Here is a 21,034-nt window from a genome sequence, read left to right on the forward strand (position 1 = left end):
TCGCCACCGGCACCGCCACGCCAGGCGCCCCGAAGAAGCTCAAACAACGCGGATCAGGAGGTCGATGAGCGTTATCCCGGCGAACGGCGCCACCAACCCGCCCAACCCGTAGATCAGCAGGTTGCGCCGCAGCAGCGGTCCCGCCCCGGTGGGCCGGTAGCGCACGCCGCGCAGGGCCAGCGGGATCAGCGCCACGATGATCAGCGCGTTGAACACCACCGCGGACAGGATCGCGGAGGTCGGGGTGGCCAGCCGCATGATGTTCAGCGCGTCGAGCTGCGGGTGGATCGCGCCGAACAGCGCGGGCAGCAGGGCGAAGTACTTCGCCAGGTCGTTGGCGATGCTGAAGGTGGTCAGCGCGCCCCGGGTGATGAGGAGCTGCTTGCCGATCTCGACGATCTCGATCAGCTTCGTCGGGTCGGAGTCGAGGTCGACCATGTTGGCGGCCTCCTTGGCGGCGGCGGTGCCGCTGCCCATCGCCACGCCCACGTCGGCCTGGGCCAGCGCGGGGGCGTCGTTGGTGCCGTCGCCGGTCATCGCGACCAGCCGTCCGCCGCGCTGCTCGGCGCGGATCAGCTCCAGCTTGTCCTCCGGGCGGGCTTCGGCGAGGTGGTCGTCGACCCCGGCCTCGGCGGCGATGGCCCGCGCGGTGCGCTCGTTGTCCCCGGTCACCATCACGGTGCGGATGCCCATCGCGCGCAGCGCCGCGAACCGCTCGGCCATCCCCGGCTTGACCACGTCGGACAGCGCGATCACGCCCAGCACCCGGACGGCGTCGGCGCGGCGCTCGGCGACCACCAGCGGGGTGCCGCCGCCCGAGGAGATCCGCTCGACGGCGGCGTCCACGCCCGCGGGCAGGCCGCCCGCCCAGTCCCGCACCGCGCTCGCCGCGCCCTTGCGGACCCGGCGGCCGTCGAGGTCCGCCCCGCTCATCCGGGTCCGCGCGGTGAACGGCACGTGCTCGGCGCCCACCGGGTGACCGGACGCACCGCACCGCTCGGCGCACAGCGCGAGGACGCTGGCGCCCTCCGGGGTCTCGTCGGCGAGGCTGGACAACCGGGCGGCCTCGGCGAGCTCCTGCTCGGCCACCCCGTCGGCCGGGTGCAGCGCGGTGGCCCGCCGGTTGCCGTAGGTGATGGTGCCGGTCTTGTCCAGCAGCAGCGTGTCCACGTCCCCGGCGGCCTCCACCGCACGTCCCGAGGTGGCGAGCACGTTGCGCCGCACCAGCCGGTCCATGCCCGCGATGCCGATCGCCGACAGCAGCGCGCCGATCGTGGTGGGGATCAGGCAGACCAGCAGCGCGGTGAGCACGACCACCGGCAGCGGACCGCCGGAGTACCCGGCCATCGGCTGCAGGGCGACGACCGCGAGCAGGAAGATCGCGGTCAGCGCGGACAGCAGGATGGTGAGCGCGATCTCGTTCGGCGTCTTCTGCCGCCGGGCGCCCTCGACCAGCGCGATCATCCGGTCCACGAAGGTCTCGCCGGGGCGCGCGGTCACCTCGACCACGATCCGGTCGGACAGCACGGTGGTGCCCGCCGTGACCGCGGACCGGTCGCCGCCGGATTCCCGGACCACGGGCGCGGATTCCCCGGTGATGGCCGACTCGTCGACGCTGGCGATGCCGGCCACCACCTCGCCGTCGCCGGGGATCACCTCGCCCGCCTCGACCACCACCCGGTCGCCGATCCGCAGCGCGGTGCCCGGCACGCGTTCCTCGCCGCCCCCGGTGAGCCGCCGCGCGGTGGTCTCGGCGGTGGTGCGGCGCAGCGCGGCGGCCTGGGCCCGGCCGCGGTCCTCGGCGACGGCCTCCGCCAGGTTCGCGAACAGCACGGTGCCCCACAGCGACGCCGCCACCGCGAGGCCGAACCCCGAGGGGTCGACCGCGGTCAGGGCGGTGACCAGCACCGAACCGGCCCACACCACGAACATCACCGGGTTGGCGAGCTGGTGCCGGGGGTGCAGCTTGCGCAGCGCGGCGGGCAGCGCCGCCCGCACCGCGCGGGAGGTTCCCGCGCGCACCGGTTCCGCCGGTGCGGGGTGGTCGACGACGCCGGTCATGCGAGTGCCTCCGCGATCGGTCCGAGGGCGAGTGCGGGCAGGAAGGTCAGCGCCGCGACGAGCACGGCGGTGCCGCCGAGGAGTCCGGCGAACAGCGGGCCGCCGGTGGGCAAGGTCCCCGCGGTGCGCGGGGCCGACCGCTGCCGGGCCAGCGCCCCCGCCAAGGCGAGCACCGCGAGCATCGGCAGGAACCGGCCGAACAGCATCACCAGCCCGAGGCCGATCTGGAGGAAGTCCCCGGTGGCGGTGAGCCCGGCCAAGGCGCTGCCGTTGTTGTTGGCCGCCGAGGCGAAGGCGTAGAGCACCTCGGTGAGCCCGTGCGGTCCGCCCTCGTCCCGCGCCGCGGCGGTGGACGGCACGAGGAGCGCGAGACCGGTGCCCAGCAGCACCGCGGTCGGCATCACCAGCAACGAGAGCGCGGCGGCGGTGATCTCCCGGCGGCCCAGCTTCTTGCCCAGGTATTCCGGGGTGCGGCCGACCATCAGCCCGGCCAGGAACACCGCGACCACGGCGAGCACGAGAATGCCGTAGAGCCCGGCACCGACCCCGCCGGGCGCGATCTCGCCGAGCAGCATGTTCAGCAGCGCCGCGCCGCCGCCGAGCCCGGTGAGGCTGTCGTGGGCGGCGTTGACCGCACCGGTGGAGGTGCCGGTGGTGATCACCGCGTACAGCGCGGACAGCGGCACCCCGAACCGGGTCTCCTTGCCCTCCACCGCCGCGCCCGCCGCGAGCGCCGCCGGACCGTTCGGGTGGCTCTCGGCGAACCAGGCGACCGCCAGCATCGCGCCGCAGATCCCGGCCATCACCGACAGCAGCACCCGCCCCTGCGCGCGGTCGCCGACCAGGGTGCCGAAGGCGCGGGTCAGGCTGACCGGGATCACCAGGATCAGGAAGAGCTGGAGCAGGTTGCTCGCGCCGCTCGGATTGCTCAGCGGGTGCGCGGAATTCGCGTTGAGCACCCCGCCGCCGTTGGTGCCGAGCACCTTGATCGCCTCCTGGCTCGCGATCGGTGCGGTGGCGACGGTGTGCGTCCGGCCGTCGAGCCCGACCACCTCGATCCCCGCGGCGAAGCTCATCGCCGCGCCGAGGGCCACCAGCAGCACCGCCGCCACCGCGGCGACCGGCAGCAGGACGCGGGTCACGCCCCGGGTGATGTCCACCCAGAAGTTGCCGATCCGGTCGTCGCCGTCGGCGGTGAAGCCGCGCACCAAGGCGATGGCGACCGCCATGCCGACCGCGGCGGACAGGAAGTTCTGCACGGTCAGCCCGGCGAGCTGCACCCCGTGCCCGAGCACCTGCTCGGGGACGTAGGACTGCCAATTGGTGTTGGTCGCGAAGCTGATCGCGGTGTTGAACGCCATCGCCGGTTCCACCGCACCGCGGCCGAGGTCCAGCGGCAGCAGCGGTTGCAGCCGCTGGAGCAGGTAGAGCAGCAGCACCGAGGCCAGCGAGAAGCCGAGCACCCCGGCGGCGTAGCCGGGCCAGCGCTGGCGCGCGGAGCCGTCGACGCCCACCAGCCGGTAGACGGCCCGCTCGACGCGCCAGTGCCGCTCGGTCGAGTAGACGTGGGCCAGGTAGTCCCCGAACGGGCGGTGCACCGCGGCGAGCAGCACCAGCAGCAGGACGACCTGGACGAGGCCGACCAGGAAGGGGCTCATCAAAACCGCTCCGGTCGGACCAGCGCGACGAACAGGTACCCGAGCAGCAGCAGCGCCAGGACACCGCCCGCGCCGTTGGCGAGCGCCGTCATCACAGGCGCTCCAATCCGCGCCGGGCGAGCGCTAGGACGAGGAAACCGCCGAGCACGAGCCCGGCGAAGGCGAGATCGGCCACCGCTGCGCACTCCTCACTGGACGAACGACTTTCACCGACTCGGGTGACTTGCGCTGTCCAGCGAAACCGGTTCGGGAGCGGCGCCGGAAGACCCATGACGCCGTTTTGACGCCCCCGACCGGGACCTTGACGCCGTCCTGAGGTGTGGTGCGGTCGAGGGGCGTGATGGTCGGCGCGCGGTGCGGTTCCGCGGCCAGCGGGTGACCGCGGAACCACGCGTCGGGTCAGTCCGCGCTGCCGTCCGGGCTGTCCGCGCTGCGGTCGGGGCTGCTGTTCGGGCTGTCCGCACTGCGGTCCGGGCTGCTCACGCTGCCGTTGGGGCTGTCTTCACTGCGGTCCGGGCTGCTCACGCTGCCGTTGGGGCTGTCTTCACTGCGGTCCGGGCTGTTCACGCTGTCGTTGGGGCTGTTGGCCGAGTCGACCGGTGACTCGCCGGGCGAGTCGGGGGATTCCGGCGAGCCGTCGACCGGGATGAGCGGCTGCTCGTCGGCGATCTGCACGACCGGGGCCGGTCGGGGGTCGTTGACCTCGCCACCGTCGTCGGCCACCGCCACGGCGGTGCCGAACCCGGCCAAGGCGAGGGTGGCGCTGGCCACGATCCAGGGTCTCTTGACGTCCATGTCCGATAACTCCTCTCCGTCCTGCTCGTTCAGCTTCTCCGGCCCGGATGAAGGCTGCCGTGGCGAGCCGGTGAGAAGCCGTTCATCTCGGCCAGCCACCGCTCGGCGAGCGCGACCCGGTGGTAGGTGCTCGCCCGCCAGTCGGGCTCCTGCACCCGGTGCGGCCCGGTGGCCAGCGAGAGCACCACCGCGGCGACGCGGCGGCGCAGCGCGAGCGGGTCGAGCCGCTGTTCGAACCGCCGCTGCAGGGCCGCGCCGAGACCGCTGATCACGCCGGCCCGGGCCGGATGCCGGTAGGTCAGCACGTCGAGGTGGCCGAGCAGGCACGCCGCGTCGTCGAGCCGCTCCCCGGTCCCGGCGGTGTCGATGTCCAGCAGCCCGGTGACCCGGCCGCCGTCGACCACGAGCTGGCTCTCGTAGAAGTCGCCGTGCACCGGCACGTCCGGGCCTTCCGGTGCGGTGCCGTGGTCGACCTCGGCGGCCACCGCGCGGGCGCGCGGGCCGAGGTCGGGGACCGCGGCGGCGAGCACCGCGGCGTAGTGCGGCGCCTGCTGGCCCCAGGTCTCGCGACGGGTGGTGGCCAGCCCGGCGGGCAACGCGTCGAGCACGCCGAGCACGCCGTCGACGTCCAGGTCCACCGGCTCCGTCCCGGTCAGCCGGGCGCGCAGCGTGCGTCCGGGCAGCGCGGCGAGCAGCACCATCCCGTCGCCGGTCCACCCGAGCGCGTCGGGCACCGGGCACCCGGCTTCGACGGCGGCGCGGTGCCGGGCGTGCAACCCGCGGGCGGCGGCGGGCCGGACGACCTTGACGAAGACGGTCGTGCCCGGCACGTCCACCTGGAACACCGCCCGGCGGCGCGGGCGGTAGGCGCGCAGGCGCACCCGCGGCGGCTCCTCGGTGCGCAGCCCGAGCTCGGCCACGATCCCGCGCATCCGTTCCGGGTCGGCCGCCGCGGGCAGCGCAGGCAGGTCGGGGTCGTGCGGGTACCGCCACATCCCGATCTCGGTGCGGCCGTCCGACAGCCGCGCCACCCCGGCGGGCAACCGCCCGGAACACGCCCCGAGGACCTCGTCGGTGACCGCGCCGCCGCTCCAGCGCACCCGCGCGCGGTAGCCGGCGGTGGTGCCCGCCGCCGGCCGGTGGTCGACGTGCCGGACCCGCCAATCCAGCACCTCACCACCGACGGCGGAGAACACCCCGGCGACCAGCTCCGCGGCCCCGTCACCGGTCAGCAGCTCCAGATCGGTCGGCGGTTCCGGGTCCGCGGGCGTGGACGGGTTTCGCGGCGGGTGCGATGAGGAGTTCATGCGCGCACTGTGCTCCGGCCCGATGGCCGGTCGATGAGCCGCGGATGAGAACGGCTTCACCCGCGGCGGCGGCCGGGTTCAGCGGTGCGCGTTGCGCGGCAGGGGTTGGCAGGCCGGGCAGGTGTAGGACGACCGGTTCATGAACGCGTCCCGGCGCACCGACGTGCCGCACCGCGGGCAGGGATTCCCCGCCTGCCCGTACACCGCCAGCGACCGGTCGAAGTAGCCCGACTCGCCGTTGACGTTGACGTAGAGGTCGTCGAACGAGGTGCCGCCCGCCCGCAACGCCTCCTGCATGACCTCGGCGACCGCGCCGAACAGCTCGCGGATCTTCGGCCGGGTCAGGGTGGCGGTGGGGCGCGCCCAGTGCAGCCGCGCCCGCCACAGCGCCTCGTCGGCGTAGATGTTGCCGATGCCGGAGACCAGCGACTGGTCCAGCAGCGCGCGCTTGATGCCGGTGCGCTTGGCCCGCAACCGGGTGGTCACCGCCGCGATGTCGAAGACCTGCTCCAGCGGGTCCGGCGCGATGTGCGCGACCGCGCTCGGCACCGCGAGGCCGTGGGCCTCGACGAGGTCCTCCAGGTGCACCCCGCCGAAGGTGCGCTGGTCGACGAACCGGAGCTCGGGACCGCCGTCGGCGAACCGCAAGCGCACCCGCAGGTGCTTCTCGTCCGGCGCGTCCGGCGGTTGGACCAGGAGCTGGCCGCTCATCCCGAGGTGCACGACCAGGGCTTCACCGGCGGGGGATCCGGCGGCGGGCCCGGCCAGCTCCAGCCACAGGTACTTGCCGCGCCGCCGGGCCGCGCTGAGCACCCGATCGGCCAGCCGTCCGGCGAGGTCCTGCGGCCCCGGGACGTGCCTGCGCACCGAACGCAGGTGGTGGATCTCGACGCTGGACACGGTGCGGCCGACCACGTGCGCGGCGACTCCGCGCCGGACGACCTCGACCTCGGGCAACTCGGGCACGCCCAGCATCTTCGCCGACGCACCGAACGACCCCGCACCCGGGCGGGATCACTCGGTGGCGGCGGTGTCCTCGCCGGTCGCGGCGCTGTTCAGGCGCTCGGAGAGGGAGCGCCACGCCGCCTCGGCGGCCTTCTGCTCGGCTTCCTTCTTGGTGCGGCCGTCACCGCGGCCGAGCGTGTCCCCGCCGACGGAGACGAACGCGCTGAACTCCTTGCGGTGGTCCGGGCCCTCTTCCTCGACCCGGTACTCCGGGACGCCGAGCGCCGCCGCCGCGGTGAGTTCCTGCAGGCTGGTCTTCCAGTCCAGCCCGGCACCCCGCTGCGGCGCCTCGGCCAGCAGCGGCGCGAACAGCCGGTGCACCACGTCGCGGGCGACCTCGATGCCGTTCTCGAGGTAGACCGCCCCGAGCACCGCCTCCAGGCCGTCCGCGAGGATGCTGGCCTTGTCGCGTCCCCCGGTCAGCTCCTCACCGCGACCGAGCAACAGGTAGTGGCCCAGCCCGCCCTCGCCGAGCTCCCGCGCCACCCCGGCCAGCGCGTGCATGTTCACCACGCTGGCCCGGAGCTTCGCGAGCTGGCCTTCGGGCAGCTCCGGGTGATCGGTGTAGAGCCGGTCGGTGATGACCAGGCCCAACACCGCGTCACCCAGGAATTCGAGCCGCTCGTTCGGCGGCAGTCCACCGTTCTCGTAGGCGTACGAGCGGTGGGTGAGGGCCAGGGTGAGCAGCTCGGCGTCGAGATCGACGCCGAGCGCTTTCAGCAGCGGAGCCCGGTCGACCTTCCGGTTCCGCGATTGCTTTCCCCCCACTGCGCGACCGCCGCTCAGGCAGGCTGGGTGACCTGGCGGCCGCCGTACTGGCCGCAGGACGGGCAAGCCATGTGCGGCATCTTCTGCTCGCGGCAGGAGCGGTTCTCGCACTGGACGAGGGTCGGCGCGGAGGCCTTCCACTGCGACCGGCGGTGACGGGTGTTGGCCCGGGACATCTTGCGCTTCGGGACGGCCACGACTAGTTCTCCTCCTCGGTCCCGCCGAACCGCTCTTTCAGCGCGGCCCAGCGAGGATCAATGGTCTCATGCGTGTGATCGGAGCCGAGTTCGGCCCACTTCGCGCCGCACCCGGAGCACAGCCCCGGGCAGTCCGGCGAACACAGCGGTGACGTGGGCAACGACAGCAGCATCGCGTCCCGCACCACCGGTTCGAGATCGATCAGGTCGTCGACCACGCGAGCGACCTCGTCCTCGTCCGTGCTGGTGTCGGTGGCGCTGTCCGGGTACGCGAACAGCTCCCGGAACTCGACCTCGATCTCCTCGGAGATCGGGTCCAGGCACCGGGCGCACTCGCCCACCAGATCGGCGCTGGCGGTACCGGACACCAGGACGCCCTCCACCACCGATTCCGCCAGCAGTTCGAGCCGCACCGGCTCGCCCTCCGGCACCTTGATCATGTCCAGGCCGAACCCGGCCGGCGCCGGGGCCTGGCGGGAGTACGAGCGGCTGTTGCCCGCGCGTTGCCCGAGCTCCCGGGTGTCGAGCACCCAGGGACCGGTGCGGGAGATGCGCTCTTCGCGGTTCTGTGACATCACAAGTTTCGGCAGGTAGGAACGGTCTGTAGGCGCCGACGGTCGCACGGGGCGACCAGGTGCTGCGCACCCGTGGTCAGCCCTTCCAGCCTACGCGACCGGCCCGGGCTCCCGGCACAACCCCTCCCGCCACGTCGCCCCAGGTGAGGGCCACCGACACCCGGCGTCCCGGGCCGGAGGCGCCGCTGAGCACGTCCCGGACGGGTGCGGCCGACGATCCCGCCACCGCACGGCTTTGACCCGAACGTGTGATGCCCGGCGGTCGTCGGGTGGCGGTTGCTGCGGTGAAGGGGTCTTTCAGAATGCGGCGGAGCCGCATGCGGTGGGGCACGCAACCGGCACCGCGGCCCGTGCTCGGACGTGACCGCTCAGCGGTCTTCTCGGGAGGACAGCGCCGACGCCGGGTACGTCGTGGGTACATCAGGAGGCGATCGGCGCAGCGAGGGGACCGCTGAGGTTCCGCCACCCGCACCGCCACGCAGGCCATTCCGAAGAAGGTCCTACGGCAAGGTCGGCTCAGTTCGCGGTGCTTCCGCCGGGGCTCCACTCCTCGTAGTCGAACGGCGCACCGACCGGGCTGCGGAGCTGCTGCCTGCCCTTGCCGACGGTGCGCAGGGTGCGGCCCAGCAGGTCCTCGAACTCGGCGAGGCGCGAGTCGACGTAGGCGTCGCATTCGCTGCGCAGCCGCTCGCCGTCCTCGTTGGCCTGGTCCACGATCCGCTTCGCCTCGGAGTTGGCGGCGTGGACGACCTCGGTGTCGGCGACGAGCCGGGCCTGCTCGGACCGGCCCTCGTGCACCGACTGCTCGTAGGCGGCCCGCCCGGCCTGCACCATGCGGTCGGACTCGGACTGGGCGCGGCCGATGTAGTCCTCGTACTCGCGGCGACCGGTGGTCACGGTCTGCTCGGCGGTGGCGCGGGCCTCGGCGATCAGCTCGTCGGCCTGCTCGCGGGCCTGCGCCAGGATCTGCTCGGCCTCGGCGCGGGCCGAGGAGACGGTGCGCTCGGCCTCGCTGCGGGAACCGGTCATCGCCTGCTCGGCGTGCGCTTCGGCCTTGGAGACCACGTCGTCGCGGTGGTCCAGCACGTCCTGGGCGTCGTCGAGCTCCTGCGGCAGCGCGTCGCGCACGTCGTCGAGCAGCTCCAGCACATCACCGCGCGGCACCACGCAACCCGACGTCATGGGGACGCTGCGCGCCTCCTCGACGATCGTGACGAGTTCGTCGAGCGCCTCGAACACCCGGTACACGTTGATCTCCTCGCCGTCGTGGCCGCTGCAGCGGCAAGCATCCCAGAACCACCGGGGCCCCGGCGGACGGCCCGTCCCGATCACGCCGCGACCAGCCCGGTCTCCCAGTCTGCCCGCGCGACCCGCCCGGCGCCGGGATATCCGGGCGCCCGCGTGTCAGACCGGCGGCACCGGCGCCCGCGCGCGGTGCCGCCGGTCGGCGGGGAGATCACGCGCCGATGTCGGTGAGCCGGAAGCTCTCGTAGTGGTCTTCGGTGTAGAAGTACTCGCCGCCGTCCCCGACGACGAACCTCCGGGCGCCCCGGTCCGGGCTCCCCGGCGTCTCGACGGTGAACTCGCGGTAGTACCCCTCGGCGCAGTCCGGCAGGATGCCCTCGCGGTTCTGGAAGGTCTCCCCGTCCTGCGGGTACGGGTAGGGGCCGCCGCGCTGGATCAGCTCGACGGTGTCGGTGGCCTCGGGCGGGAGCTGGGACAGGTCGACGCGCTGGAACCCGGACGTGTCCCCGCACGCCGGCTGCGCGGCGGCGGCCGGGGCGGTCTCGGGCACCTGCGCGGCGGCGACGAGCTGGAAGCCGAACAGCCCCGTCACGGCGAGCAGCCCGGCCAGGAGCAACTGCACTGGTTTCGACGTGATCCGCTTCATGGCGACCGACGCTAACCGCCGTAGGTGATCAGCCCGGGGCCGTGACGTGAACCCGAACCGTCGCTCCGCTCGGCCCGGTGACCCGCCCCCACCCGAACGGAGCAGCGCGCGGGCGCAGCCGGCTCAGGACTGCTCGGCGAGCCGTTCGCGCATCCGGCGCTCGACCTCGGGCGGCAGCAGGTTGGAGACGTCCCCGCCGTAGGTGGCGACCTCCTTGACCAGCGAGCTGGCCAGGAAGCTGTAGAGCGGGTTGGTGGACATGAACAGCGTCTCGACCCCGGACAGGCGCTGGTTCATCTGCGCCATCTGCAGCTCGTAGTCGAAGTCGCTGACCGCCCGCAGGCCCTTGACGATCGCGCCGATGCCGTGGTCCCGGCAGTAGTCGACGAGCAGCCCGTGCCAGGCGTCGATGCGCACGTTCGACCACGGCGCGGTGACCTCGCGCAGCATCTCCAGCCGCTCGTCCACGTCGAACAGGCTCTTCTTGTTCTTGTTGATCAGGACCGAGACGACGACCTCGTCGAACAGCCCCGACGCGCGCTCGATGATGTCCAGGTGGCCATTGGTCACCGGATCGTAAGAGCCCGGACACACGGCACGTCTCATGACGCGGGACGGTAGCAGCAGCGGCCCGGCGACCGCCCCGGCGACGTGGTGGGGGTCACGGCCCGCGCTCAGCGTGTTCGGCCCGGTGCTCGTGTTCGGCTCAGCCCGGGTGTTCGGCCCGGTGCTCGTGTTCGGCCCGGTGCTCGTGTTCGGCCCAGTGCACGGCGGTGTCGCCGTAGCGGCGGGTGCGCAGCGCGGCCAGCGGCGGCGGCCAGTCCGGCTCGGCGTCGCGGGTCGAGCGCTCCACCACCACGACCGCACCCGGCGCGGTCCAGCCGCCGTCGACGAGCGCGGCCAGCACCCGGTCCAGCGCGGCGGTGCCCAGGTCGTACGGCGGATCGGCGAGCACCACGTCGAACGGCTCGGCGCACCCGGCGGCCAGCGCGGTCTCCACCTTCGCCTGCTCGACGCGCACCCCGGTCAGCCCGAGGGCGGTGGCGTTGCGGCGGATGAGCCCGGCGGCGCGCCGGTCGTGCTCGACGAAGGTGGCGTGCGCGGCACCGCGGGACAGCGCCTCCAGGCCGAGCGCCCCGGAACCGCCGTAGAGGTCGAGCACCCGCGCTCCGGCGAGGTCGAGCAGCGATTCCAGCGAGCTGAACAGGGCTTCCCGCACCCGTTCGGAGGTGGGTCGGGTACCGCGCGGCGGCACTTCGAGGCGGCGCCCGCCGACGCTCCCGGCAACGATCCGTGTCACCCGGACATCGTCGCCCACGGTCGGCGTCGGCTGCTGGGCGCCCATTTTACGCCTGCCGGGGCGGGCTCCGAGCGCCCGGGAGAGGCGTCGTCGGCTCCGCCGCCGGGCCGTAGGCTTCCAGGTCGCCCACAGCAACGGGGAGACGAAGCACAGGTGTCCGAAGCATCCATCAAGCAGGCCGAGATCCGGCTCGAACAGCAGCACGTCGACCGGGTCTACGCCCGGCTCGCCGAGCTGCGCGCCGACGCGGCGCGGTTGCGCGACCAGAGCTACGAGCACGGCCGGGAGGCCACTCCGGACGCGCTGTACGAGCGCGACGTGATGCTGCACCACGCCCACCGCACGTTGCAGGCGCTGGACGCCGAGTCGGAGGGCCTGGTGTTCGGCAGGCTGGACTTTGCGGGCGGCGACGCGGTCCACATCGGCCGGTTGGGCATCCGCGATCCGCAGTTCCAGGACCTGCTGGTGGACTGGCGGGCGCCGCTGGCCGCGGCGTTCTACCAGGCGACGCCGGAGCACTCGATGGACGTGGTGCGGCGCCGGGTGATCCGGTCCTCGAAGGAGGAGGTCGTCGACGTCTCCGACGACCTGCTCGATCCGCACCGGGCCCCGGAGGGGATGCGGGTGGTCGGCGACGGCGCGCTGATGGCCGCGCTCACCCGCGCCCGCAGCGATGCGATGCGCAACATCGTGGCCACCATCCAGAAGGAGCAGGACGACGCGATCCGGGCGCCGGAGTCGGGGGTCACCGAGATCACCGGCGGTCCGGGCACCGGCAAGACCGCGGTGGCGCTGCACCGCGCGGCGTACCTGATGTACCGGGACCGGCGGCGGCTCGCCGGACCGGGTGTGCTGGTGGTGGGCCCGTCCCCGGTGTTCATGTCCTACATCTCGCGGGTGCTGCCGTCGATGGGCGAGCACAACGTGGAGCTGCGCGCGCTCGGCGAGGTGCTCGACGGTCTGGGCGCCACCGCGGTCGACGAGCCGCGCACCGCCGGGATCAAGGGGTCGGCGCGGATGGTGAAGGTGCTGCGGCGGGCGCTGCGGCTGGCCCCGCCGGACGCGCCCGAGGAGCTGAGCCTGTTCTACCGGGGCGCGGTGCTCAAGCTGCGCGCCGAGGAGCTGGCGAAGATCCGCCGGTCGCTGCACGCCAAGGGCGCGCCGCCCAACCGCATCCGGATGAAGGCCGCCGACGCGCTGCTGGAAGCGCTGTGGCAGCAGGCCCGCGAGGCCGCCGATGAGGACTTCCGGCCGGACCGGGACCGGTTGTTCGCCGAGCTCGGCGAGCGCATCGAGTTCCACCGCTTCCTGGTGGCCTGGTGGCCCGCGGTGTACCCGATGCAGGTGCTGCGGTGGCTGTCCGATCCGCAGCGGCTGGCCACCGCGGCGCGCCGGCTGCTCAGCGCCGAGGAGGTCGACCTGCTGGCGAAGTCCTGGGGGCCGGCCGACACCGGTCCGGAGTGGACGGTGGCCGACGTCGCGCTGATCGACGAGCTGCGCCACCTCGCCGGGCCGCCGCCGAAGCGGCGCGCGGAGGAGCCGCCCGAGGGCACCCGGCGGCGGGTGAACTACGACGAGTACGCCCACGTCGTCGTCGACGAGGCGCAGGACCTCTCGCCGATGCAGTGGCGGATGGTGGGCCGCCGCGGAGCCCACGCGAGCTGGACCGTGGTCGGCGACCCGGTGCAGACCTCCTGGCCGGACCCGGAGGAGGCGTCGCGGGCCCGCGACGAGGCGCTGCGCCCGGCGGGGGCGCACCGACGCTTCCGGCTGCGCACCAACTACCGCAACTCGGCGGAGATCTTCGCCGTCGCCGCCGACGCGGTGCGCGACCTGGTCCCGGCGGAGGACCTGCCGATCGCGGTCCGCAGCACCGGGGTGCCGCCGCGGACGCTCACCGCCGCGCCGGACGAGCTGGCCGCGCGGGCCCGCGCGGTGGCGCTGGAGCTGGCCGCCGGGACCGACGGCACCGTCGGCGTGATCACCACGATGGACCGCCGCGCCGAGGTCCGCGAGTGGCTGGCCGAAGCCGATCCGGAGCGCATCCGGGTCGTCGGCAGCCTGGAGGCCAAGGGCATGGAGTACGACGGCGTGGTCGTGGTCGACCCGGCGGGCCTGGCCGCCGAATCGAGCACCGGCCGCCGCGCCCTCTACGTCGCGCTGAGCCGGGCGACCCAGCAGCTCACCGTGCTCGAAGTCGGCTGACGGGCGGGCGGGGCACTTCGACGGCTGAGGCCCGTTCGGCGCGAGACCCCCACCGCCCGGTGGGGTTTCCTTCCGTCCGCACGTCCCGTGACCGCCAGGACCGGCCTTTCGGCGGAACGCGGCTCCCCGAACCCGGTATATGATATCTCGGTCTCTGCCCAGCGTCGCCCGGAGGCGTCCGATGGCCGACCCGCTGCCCGAGCGGACGTGGCACCTGCTGCGCCGCACCAGCACCGCGACGATCACCACCCGGCTGCTGACCCGGGGCCTGCGCGGCGCCCTGCTCCAGGGGCCGCGTCCGCTGCACCCGGTGGACTCCCCGATGGTCGGCGAGGCCTTCACGCTGCGCTGCATCCCGGCCCGCGAGGACCTCGACGTGCTCTCGGTGTTCCAGGACTACGACCACCCGCAGCGCCGCGCCGTGGAGGCCGTCCCCGCCGGTCAGGTGCTGGTGATCGACAGCCGGGGTCAGCGGCGCGCCGCCTCGCTCGGGCACATCCTGGCCACCCGGTTGCAGGTGCGCGGGGTCGCCGGGGTGGTCACCGACGGCGCCGTCCGCGACGCCGCCGGGTTCGCCGAGCTGGCGATGCCCGCCTTCGCCGCCGGGATCTCGGCGAGCACCAACCTGGTCCAGCACCACGCCGTCGACCTCCAGGTGCCGATCGGCTGCGGCGAGGTCGCCGTCTACCCCGGCGACGTGCTGATCGGCGACGCCGACGGCGTGGCGTGCCTGCCGCGCCACCTCGCCGCCGAGGTCGCCGAGGAAGCCGCGGAGCAGGAGCACCTGGAGGAGTTCGTGCTGTCCGAAGTGGCCGCCGGACGACCGCTGCGCGGCACCTACCCGCCGGACGAGGCCACCCGGGCGCGCTACCGGGAATGGGCCCGCCACCACCCGCCGAGGAGCTGACCGTGGGAGTTCCCGCCGACCGGATCCGGACGCTGGCCCGGGACGTGCTGACCGCCTGGGGGATGGCCGACGACCTCGCCGCCACCACCGCGGACGTGCTCGTCGACACCGATCTCGCGGGCATCGACTCGCACGGCGTCTCGCTGCTGATGACCTACGAGCGGTTCCACGAGCAGGGCCGCCTCGACCTCACCGCGCGGCCGGTCGTGGTGCGGGAGAACGCCGCCACCGCGCTGGTCGACGCCGGGCGCGGGCTCGGCCACCCGGCGGGCGAGTTCGCCATGCGGCTGGCCGTCGACAAGGCCCGCGAGCACGCCGTCGGCGTGGTCTCGGTGGCCCGCTCGCACCACTTCGGCGCCGCCGGGTACTACGCCGAGATGGCCGCCCATCGGGGCCTGATCGGCATGGTCACCAGCTCGGCGAACCTGTCCTGCGGGGTGCCCACCGGGGCGGTGGTGCCGATGCTGGCCACCAACCCGATCGCGTTCGCCGCACCCGCCCGGCGCAACCCGCACTTCCTGCTGGACATGGCCACCACCACCGTCGCGGCCAACAAGGTCAAGGTCTACGACTACGAGGACCGCCCGCTGCCCCCGGGCTGGGTGCTCGACGCCGCGGGCGAACCGGTGCGCGACGCCGCCGAAGCGCAGCGGATCATCAAGGAGGACGACGTCGGCGGGCTCACCCCGCTCGGCGGCACCCCGGAGATGTCCAGCCACAAGGGCTACGGGCTGAGCATGATGGCCCACGTGCTCGGCGCGACCCTGTGCGGCGGGGTGTTCCCGGCGCTGCGCGAACGCGACGACCCCGCGAGCCCGCACGACATCGGGCACTTCTTCCTGGCGCTGGACCCGGCCGCGTTCCGCACCGCCGGTTCCTTCGCCGACGACCTGGACGACGCGATCGACCTGCTGCACGACACCCCACCGGTCGACCCGGACCACCCGGTGCTGGTCGCGGGCGACCCGCAGGCGCGCGCCCGCGCCGAGCGCACCGCCACCGGCGTCCCGCTGTCGGCCGAGGCGCTGCACCAGCTCCGGGGCGTGGCCGAGCGCGCCGGGGTCGCCTTCGACCTCGCCTGAGCGGCGCACGCCCGACGGGCTCAGGAGTCCTTGCAGGATGCGGCGGAGCCGCATGCGGTGGGGCACGCAGCTCGCACCGCGGCCCGTGCTCGGACGTGACCGCTCCGCGGTCTTCTCGCGAGGACAGCGCCGACGCCGGGTACGAAGTGGGTACATCAGGAGGCGATCGGCGCAGCGAGAAGACCGCTGAGGTTCCGCCACCCGCACCGCCACGCAAGGCGCGTGACGAAAGCAGTCCTCAGGACTCCAGGAAGTCGGCGAGCCGGGTGTCGGCGGTGAGCACGTCCGGGTCGGTGCGGACGTCGAGGACGGCGGGGCGGTCCGCGGCGAGCGCGGCGCGGATCGACGGTTCCAGCTCGGCGCGGGAGGCGACGGTGTACCCGGCGGCACCGAGCGAGCGCGCCCAGCCGGCGAAGTCGACCCCGCCGATGTCCACCGCGGACAGCGGGAAACCGGCCTTGGCCTGGTGCATCGCGATGGTGCCGTAGAGCCCGTTCTGGAAGACCACGACGACGATCGGCGCACCGAGGCGCACCGCGGTCTCGACCTCCTGGCCGGTCATCAGCGCGCCGCCGTCGCCGACCATCGCCAGCGCGGTCCGCTCCGGCGCGGCGAGCTTGGCGGCCACCGCCGCCGGGACGGCGTAGCCCATCGCGCCGTTGCACGGCCCGAGCTGGGTGCGCGGTTCGGTGAAGCACCAGTAGCGGTGCACGAATCCGGCGAAGTTGCCCGCGTCGTTGGTCACGATCGCGTCCTCCGGGGCCAGCCGGCGCAGGGTGCGCACCACGTCGGTCGGGTGCAGGCCGTCGGTGCCCGCGGGCGCGGTGGTGAACGCCCGCACGGCGGCGCGCGCCTGGGACCAGTCCCGGGTCCGGGACGCGGCGGTGGCGCGGAGCTCGCGCAGGAAACCGGCGACACCGTGCTCGACGTCGATCACCCGCTGGTGCGGCAGCGGGTAGCGGAAGCCCTGGGTGGTCACCTCGTCGAGCCGCATCCCCAGCACCAGCAGCAGATCGGCGCACTCCAGCGCGTCCAGCGCGGGCACCCCGAGGGCGAGGTGGCCGAGGTGCTGCGGGTGGTCCTCGGGGAAGGAGTCCTGCCTGCGGAACCCGGTGTGCACGCCGAGGCCGAGCCGTTCGGCGGTGGTGACGAGTTCGGCGTGGTCCTCGGGCGACCGGGTGCCGGTGATGACGACCGGCTGTTCGGCGGCGTCGAGCAGCGCGGCCACCTCGGCGGCGTCCGGGGCCGCCGGGACGGTGGGCCGGGCGGCCGGGACCGGATCGGGCGCGGGCTGGTCCCAGAAGTCGCTGGGCACCGCGAGCACCGCCGGTCCGGGACGCCGCCCGGTCGCGGCGGACAGCGCCTCGGCGACCAGCCCGGGGACCTCGGCGGCGGTGCCCGCCTGGGCCGACCATCGCGCCAGCGGCGCGAACATCGCCGCCAGGTCGACCTCCTGGAAGCTCCGCCTGCCGAGCTTGGTGGACGGGACCTGGCCGAGCAGCACCAGCATCGGGGTCCCGTCCTGCTCGGCGGTGTGCACGCCGATGGCGAGGTTGGTGGCGCCCGGACCGCGGCTGGCCAGCGCGAGGGCGGGGGCGCCGCGCAGCTTGCCGTCGGCCTCGGCCATGAACGCCGCGCCGCTTTCGTGCCGGGTGGAGACCAGGGTCAGCCGGGGTTCGGCCGCCAGCGCGTCGAGCAGCCCGAGGAACGACTCGCCCGGCACGGTATAGCCGCGCCGCACCCCGGCGTCGGCGAGGACCTCGACCACGGCGCGGGCCACGGTGCGTTCCACGGGGGACTCCCTTCGTCAGGTTGATATATCGTACATCGCTTCACCGGAAACGGTGGTTCGAACGACGAAATACCTGGGCCGGACGAGGGCGCGCCGGGGTCGATATATCATCGACCTCGTGTCCACGCTGAGCGATACCCCCGGACTGCCTCCGCTGGACGGCCCGGCCAGCCGCACCGACCTGGTCGCCGCCACCCTGCGCGACGCCATCCTCACCGGCGCGCTCCAGCCGGGCGAGACCCTGGTGGAGCGGCGCCTGTCCGAGCAGCTCGGGGTGTCCAAGACGCCGGTCCGCGAGGCGCTGATCGGCATGGCGCACACCGGCCTGGTCACCGTGGCCCCGAACAAGGGCTTCACGGTGCGCCGCCTCGCACTCGCCGACCTGCGCGCCGTCTACCAGGTCCGGCTGCTGCTGGAGCCGTGGGCCGCGATGACCACCACCCGCTCCGGCGCCCCCGAGCCGCTGCGGCAGGCGCAGGACGCGCTCAACGAGGCCGCCGGGCTGCTCAGCTCGGGCCGCAACTCCGAGCTCAGCGCCGCCAACCGCCGGTTCCACCGCGCGCTCTACAGCGGCTGCGGCAACGAGCTGGTCGTCGACCAGCTCGACGGCCTGCGCGACCTCACCTCGCTCGGCGTGGTCAGCATGCTGTGGGACCGCTGGCCCTCCTGGCGCGACGAGTTCGTCGAGCACGCCGAGATCCTGGCCGCCGCCACCGACGGCAGCGCCGAGGACGTCGAACGGCTCTCCCGCGAACACCTCCGCAGCGCCATGGCCAAGGTCGAAGAAGCCGAGAGCTGAACCGGCACCCCGACGTCACCCGTTCTCGTCATGAGTGAGGGGCACCCTTGCCCAAGTATGTTGGTCAAGGGTGCCCCTCACTCAGCTCCCGTTCGGGTGCGGGTCAGCGGAGCATCGGGTGTTGCTCGTCGAGCGGCTCGATCTTCACCGCGAAGGCGTAGATCGCCGCGCCGATGATGCTCATCGCCCCGGCGAACAGCAGCGGCCACACGTAGGCGTACTGCCCGGTGCCGATCAGGAAGCCGATCACGATCGGGCCGATCACGCCGCCGAGCTGCGAGCCGAAGTTCTGCACCCCGGTCAGGGACGCGACGTTGCGCGGGGACGGCGCGATGTCGGCGGGCAGGGACAGCAGCGCTCCGGTCGCGACCGCGACGCTGCAGTAGGACAGCGTCAGGAAGGTCAGCGCGGCCACCGGGTTCGGCGCGACCGACGCCAGCGCGATCGTCGAGGCGCCGAGCATCCCCACCACGAGCGGGATCTTGCGGGCCAGCGCCAGCCGCGTGCCGCGGCGCACCAGCCAGTCCGACAGCAGCCCGCCGAGCCAGTTGGCCACCATCGCCGCCAGGCCCGGGATCGCGCCGAACAGGCCGAGCTGGAGCAGGCTGAAACCCTGCTGGTTCACCAGGAAGTCCGGGTACCAGGTGATGAAGAAGTAGATGATCACGCCGCGGCAGGTGTAGCCGGCGACCAGCGCCCAAGTGGTCGAGTAGCGGAAGAGGTGCCGCCAGGGCATCGGCTGCCTGCCGTCGTCGCCGAGTTCCTTCTCCTCGGTCCGCCCGCCACCCTGCTCGATGTAGTCCACTTCGGCCTGGTTGGTCCAGCGCTGGCGGCGCGGTGAGCGGTAGATCCACAGCCACACCGCGACCCACACCAGCCCCAGCGCGCCGGTCACCACGAACGAACCGCGCCAGCCGACCAGCGCGATGAGCAGCGTGACCAGCGGGACCGACAGCGCCGACCCGAATTCCGAGCCGGTGTCGAAGATCGAGGAGGCGAAGGCGCGTTCCTTGCGCGGGAACCACTCCGACACCACCCGCGCGTTGGCCGCCTGCATCGGCGCCTCGCCCACGCCGAGCACCAGCCGCCAGCCGATCACCCCGGCGAAGCCGCGCACCAGCGCCGTGGCCGCGGTGCCGATGGACCACCAGAGCACCGCCAGCGGGTAGAGCAGCCGGGGGCCGAAGCGGTCCACCAGCCAGCCGCCGGGGAGCTGGAACAGCGCGTAGGTCCAGAAGAACGACGAGAGCATGATGCCCTTGAGCTCGTCGGAGAAGCCGAGCTCCTGCTGCATCTGATCGCTGGCGACGCTGAGGTTGGCGCGGTCGATGTAGGCGATGGCGGTGGCCACGGCGATCAGGACGACGATCAGCCACCGGACCCGGGTGCGGCGCGGACGGCTGGACTCGGGCTGCTCCATGCGACGCACCTCATCGTGTTGGCGCATGATATCTGATACGCCAAGCTAAAGTGGCCCACCCCACACCGTCAAGACGCCGCCGCGACGAGAAGAACCCCCACCGGGACGGTGGGGGTTCCGCGCCGAACGAGCGTCAGCCGTCGAAGCGCCCCGCCCGCACAGCACCGACGAACGCCGAGAACGCGGTCGGTTCCAGGCCCAGGACCGGGGAGGAGTCCCCGAGCTTGGAATCCCGGATCAGGGCCGTGTCCACAAGGTTGGTGGCAACTTCAACGCACTGCTGAGCTCCCCCGCTACGCGAGGACTTGCGCCACTTCGCACCCTCGGTACCGCCGATAGTGTTGCTCATGCGTACCCCTATTCCTTGCCGATGAAGTCGTCAATGAGAGTGCGCGTGTCGTCTTCCGACAGCGCGTCGGCTTCGGCTTGCTCAAAGGCGAGCGTATATGCGCCCGTGCTTTTCACGTAGTCAGCTCCCGTCAGCGTCTCCACATACGCGATGGTCGCCCGAGCCTGCTCGATCCAAAGCAACGTGAACGGACAGCTCAGACCTGCGTGAGGTCCGCAGGTCAGCTGTACCACGCGCAACGAAACAGTGGGCAAGTCGGCCATCTCCCGAAGCCGCACGAGCTGACTTCTCATCTGCTGTGGCGTACCGACACGTCGAAGCAGCGCTTCCTCGCCGAGGACAGCCTTCACGCGAGGCGCGCCGTCGAGGTACAGACGGTTGCCACGTTCTTCGCGAGCTGTAGACATCGGTTCCAGATCAGCAGCAGTGACAACCGGCGAGCGTGAGAGCTGCGCCCTCCCGTAGTCCCTCGTCTGAAGCATCCCCGGAATCTCGCTGTAGACCATGCGGATCTCTGAAGCGGCCCGCTCGAGGGGGATGTACTGCTTTGCCCAGTCGCTCACGCGTTCTGGAGCAGCTCGGCGGCGGGCTTCCCTGCCCAACTGCCGTACCTGCTCAGCGTCCGGTCCGGTCACGCCGTACTGACTGAGCAGCACGACCAGTTCCTTCTCGGAAACACCGAGAGTGCCGGTCTCCACCTTCGACAGCTTGCCTCGGTACCAGCCGAGCGCCGAGTTGGCATCGTCCAGACCGACGCCCGCCGCCTCCCGATGGGTGCGGAGACGCTCACCGAGGATGAGCCGCTGGACTACCGGACCCGGATCTTCTTCAGGCATGGCCGTCAGTCTGCCTCATCGCCCGCAGTAGCCCGCGCGGGTTCGATTGAGTCTCAAGATTAGCCCTAATGGGCCCGCCTTGAAAGT

Annotated in this window: 21 protein-coding genes; 4 read left to right on the forward strand and 17 right to left on the reverse strand. The window is 73.0% G+C overall.

The window, feature by feature from the left end; genetic code table 11:
• Positions 1 to 39: 39 nt before the first annotated feature.
• The 13 genes from kdpB to rsmD form a co-directional block, all read right to left on the reverse strand.
• A complete protein-coding gene (kdpB, locus tag ACQP0T_RS22030) occupies positions 40 to 2,061 on the reverse strand; it encodes a potassium-transporting ATPase subunit KdpB (RefSeq protein ID WP_433869781.1) in 2,022 nt (673 codons plus the stop codon).
• The gene (gene kdpA, locus ACQP0T_RS22035) at positions 2,058 to 3,719 is read right to left on the reverse strand and encodes a potassium-transporting ATPase subunit KdpA (protein ID WP_433869782.1); all 1,662 of its coding nucleotides are present in this window, start codon (positions 3,717 to 3,719) and stop codon (positions 2,058 to 2,060) included. The genes kdpB and kdpA overlap by 4 nt, the downstream gene beginning before the upstream one ends.
• Positions 3,719 to 3,811, reverse strand: a complete 93-nt coding sequence (gene kdpF, locus ACQP0T_RS22040) for a K(+)-transporting ATPase subunit F (protein WP_345367811.1) — start codon at positions 3,809 to 3,811, stop codon at positions 3,719 to 3,721. Before kdpF ends, kdpA begins: the two co-directional genes overlap by 1 nt.
• A 307-nt stretch (positions 3,812 to 4,118) precedes the next feature.
• The gene (locus tag ACQP0T_RS22045; protein WP_433869783.1) at positions 4,119 to 4,514 is read right to left on the reverse strand and encodes a hypothetical protein; all 396 of its coding nucleotides are present in this window, start codon (positions 4,512 to 4,514) and stop codon (positions 4,119 to 4,121) included.
• Between the two features lie 29 nt (positions 4,515 to 4,543).
• Entirely contained in the window at positions 4,544 to 5,821 is a 1,278-nt protein-coding gene (locus tag ACQP0T_RS22050; RefSeq protein WP_433869784.1) for a phosphotransferase family protein, read from the reverse strand.
• A gap of 78 nt (positions 5,822 to 5,899) precedes the next feature.
• The gene (mutM, locus tag ACQP0T_RS22055) at positions 5,900 to 6,787 is read right to left on the reverse strand and encodes a bifunctional DNA-formamidopyrimidine glycosylase/DNA-(apurinic or apyrimidinic site) lyase (RefSeq protein WP_433869785.1); all 888 of its coding nucleotides are present in this window, start codon (positions 6,785 to 6,787) and stop codon (positions 5,900 to 5,902) included.
• 48 nt (positions 6,788 to 6,835) lie between these two features.
• The gene (gene rnc / locus ACQP0T_RS22060; RefSeq protein ID WP_433869786.1) at positions 6,836 to 7,594 is read right to left on the reverse strand and encodes a ribonuclease III; all 759 of its coding nucleotides are present in this window, start codon (positions 7,592 to 7,594) and stop codon (positions 6,836 to 6,838) included.
• 14 nt (positions 7,595 to 7,608) lie between these two features.
• Complete coding sequence (rpmF, locus tag ACQP0T_RS22065; RefSeq protein WP_345367802.1) at positions 7,609 to 7,791, reverse strand: 50S ribosomal protein L32; 183 nt, start codon at positions 7,789 to 7,791, stop codon at positions 7,609 to 7,611.
• A 2-nt stretch (positions 7,792 to 7,793) separates the two neighbouring features.
• Positions 7,794 to 8,366, reverse strand: coding sequence for a YceD family protein (locus tag ACQP0T_RS22070; protein WP_345367801.1), 573 nt, complete (start codon positions 8,364 to 8,366; stop codon positions 7,794 to 7,796).
• Positions 8,367 to 8,882: 516 nt separating this feature from the next.
• On the reverse strand, positions 8,883 to 9,614 hold the full coding sequence (locus ACQP0T_RS22075; protein ID WP_433869787.1) for a DivIVA domain-containing protein: 732 nt from the start codon (positions 9,612 to 9,614) through the stop codon (positions 8,883 to 8,885).
• A 208-nt stretch (positions 9,615 to 9,822) separates the two neighbouring features.
• Positions 9,823 to 10,257 carry a ribonuclease domain-containing protein gene (locus tag ACQP0T_RS22080; protein ID WP_433869788.1) on the reverse strand — a complete coding sequence of 145 codons (435 nt, stop codon included), beginning with the start codon at positions 10,255 to 10,257 and terminating at the stop codon, positions 9,823 to 9,825.
• 123 nt (positions 10,258 to 10,380) lie between these two features.
• Positions 10,381 to 10,863, reverse strand: a complete 483-nt coding sequence (coaD, locus tag ACQP0T_RS22085) for a pantetheine-phosphate adenylyltransferase (protein ID WP_433869789.1) — start codon at positions 10,861 to 10,863, stop codon at positions 10,381 to 10,383.
• A gap of 100 nt (positions 10,864 to 10,963) precedes the next feature.
• Positions 10,964 to 11,557, reverse strand: a complete 594-nt coding sequence (gene rsmD / locus ACQP0T_RS22090; RefSeq protein ID WP_433869790.1) for a 16S rRNA (guanine(966)-N(2))-methyltransferase RsmD — start codon at positions 11,555 to 11,557, stop codon at positions 10,964 to 10,966.
• Positions 11,558 to 11,710: 153 nt separating this feature from the next.
• Between rsmD and ACQP0T_RS22095 the strand changes: the two genes are divergently transcribed.
• The 3 genes from ACQP0T_RS22095 to ACQP0T_RS22105 all read left to right on the forward strand — a co-directional run bounded on the left by ACQP0T_RS22095 (position 11,711) and on the right by ACQP0T_RS22105 (position 15,751).
• Positions 11,711 to 13,762, forward strand: a complete 2,052-nt coding sequence (locus ACQP0T_RS22095; RefSeq protein ID WP_433869791.1) for a HelD family protein — start codon at positions 11,711 to 11,713, stop codon at positions 13,760 to 13,762.
• A gap of 181 nt (positions 13,763 to 13,943) precedes the next feature.
• Positions 13,944 to 14,669 (forward strand): ribonuclease activity regulator RraA, encoded by a 726-nt coding sequence (locus tag ACQP0T_RS22100; RefSeq protein ID WP_433869792.1) that lies wholly within the window; start codon positions 13,944 to 13,946, stop codon positions 14,667 to 14,669.
• 2 nt (positions 14,670 to 14,671) lie between these two features.
• The gene (locus tag ACQP0T_RS22105; RefSeq protein ID WP_433869793.1) at positions 14,672 to 15,751 is read left to right on the forward strand and encodes an Ldh family oxidoreductase; all 1,080 of its coding nucleotides are present in this window, start codon (positions 14,672 to 14,674) and stop codon (positions 15,749 to 15,751) included.
• Between the two features lie 238 nt (positions 15,752 to 15,989).
• Here ACQP0T_RS22105 and ACQP0T_RS22110 read toward each other — a convergent pair whose 3' ends face one another.
• Positions 15,990 to 17,543, reverse strand: coding sequence for a thiamine pyrophosphate-dependent enzyme (locus ACQP0T_RS22110; protein WP_433869794.1), 1,554 nt, complete (start codon positions 17,541 to 17,543; stop codon positions 15,990 to 15,992).
• A 118-nt stretch (positions 17,544 to 17,661) separates the two neighbouring features.
• On the opposite strand from ACQP0T_RS22110, the gene ACQP0T_RS22115 reads away from it, so the two are divergent.
• Positions 17,662 to 18,342, forward strand: a complete 681-nt coding sequence (locus tag ACQP0T_RS22115) for a GntR family transcriptional regulator (RefSeq protein WP_433869795.1) — start codon at positions 17,662 to 17,664, stop codon at positions 18,340 to 18,342.
• 103 nt (positions 18,343 to 18,445) lie between these two features.
• Here the strand turns inward: ACQP0T_RS22115 and ACQP0T_RS22120 are convergent, their stop codons facing one another.
• The 3 genes from ACQP0T_RS22120 to ACQP0T_RS22130 all read right to left on the reverse strand — a co-directional run bounded on the left by ACQP0T_RS22120 (position 18,446) and on the right by ACQP0T_RS22130 (position 20,947).
• Positions 18,446 to 19,762 (reverse strand): MFS transporter, encoded by a 1,317-nt coding sequence (locus ACQP0T_RS22120; protein WP_433869796.1) that lies wholly within the window; start codon positions 19,760 to 19,762, stop codon positions 18,446 to 18,448.
• Positions 19,763 to 19,895: 133 nt separating this feature from the next.
• Entirely contained in the window at positions 19,896 to 20,111 is a 216-nt protein-coding gene (locus ACQP0T_RS22125) for a DUF397 domain-containing protein (protein ID WP_433869797.1), read from the reverse strand.
• Positions 20,112 to 20,119: 8 nt separating this feature from the next.
• Positions 20,120 to 20,947 carry a helix-turn-helix domain-containing protein gene (locus tag ACQP0T_RS22130; RefSeq protein WP_433869798.1) on the reverse strand — a complete coding sequence of 276 codons (828 nt, stop codon included), beginning with the start codon at positions 20,945 to 20,947 and terminating at the stop codon, positions 20,120 to 20,122.
• Positions 20,948 to 21,034: the final 87 nt, after the last annotated feature.

The sequence above is a fragment of the Saccharopolyspora sp. CA-218241 genome (assembly GCF_050954615.1).
In the GTDB taxonomy this organism is placed as follows: Bacteria; Actinomycetota; Actinomycetes; order Mycobacteriales; family Pseudonocardiaceae; genus Saccharopolyspora; species Saccharopolyspora cebuensis.

Bases quoted from the DNA above. Each gene is read 5' to 3' on its own strand.
- ACQP0T_RS22050 (WP_433869784.1), bottom strand. From the start codon at position 5,821: ATGAACTCCTCATCGCACCCGCCGCGAAACCCGTCCACGCCCGCGGAC.
- ACQP0T_RS22100 (WP_433869792.1), top strand. From the start codon at position 13,944: ATGGCCGACCCGCTGCCCGAGCGGACGTGGCACCTGCTGCGCCGCACC.
- ACQP0T_RS22130 (WP_433869798.1), bottom strand. From the start codon at position 20,947: ATGCCTGAAGAAGATCCGGGTCCGGTAGTCCAGCGGCTCATCCTCGGT.
- ACQP0T_RS22120 (WP_433869796.1), bottom strand. From the start codon at position 19,762: ATGGAGCAGCCCGAGTCCAGCCGTCCGCGCCGCACCCGGGTCCGGTGG.
- ACQP0T_RS22045 (WP_433869783.1), bottom strand. From the start codon at position 4,514: ATGGACGTCAAGAGACCCTGGATCGTGGCCAGCGCCACCCTCGCCTTG.
- kdpF (WP_345367811.1), bottom strand. From the start codon at position 3,811: ATGACGGCGCTCGCCAACGGCGCGGGCGGTGTCCTGGCGCTGCTGCTG.
- ACQP0T_RS22080 (WP_433869788.1), bottom strand. From the start codon at position 10,257: ATGAAGCGGATCACGTCGAAACCAGTGCAGTTGCTCCTGGCCGGGCTG.
- ACQP0T_RS22125 (WP_433869797.1), bottom strand. From the start codon at position 20,111: ATGAGCAACACTATCGGCGGTACCGAGGGTGCGAAGTGGCGCAAGTCC.
- kdpB (WP_433869781.1), bottom strand. From the start codon at position 2,061: ATGACCGGCGTCGTCGACCACCCCGCACCGGCGGAACCGGTGCGCGCG.
- kdpA (WP_433869782.1), bottom strand. From the start codon at position 3,719: ATGAGCCCCTTCCTGGTCGGCCTCGTCCAGGTCGTCCTGCTGCTGGTG.
- ACQP0T_RS22070 (WP_345367801.1), bottom strand. From the start codon at position 8,366: ATGTCACAGAACCGCGAAGAGCGCATCTCCCGCACCGGTCCCTGGGTG.
- coaD (WP_433869789.1), bottom strand. From the start codon at position 10,863: ATGAGACGTGCCGTGTGTCCGGGCTCTTACGATCCGGTGACCAATGGC.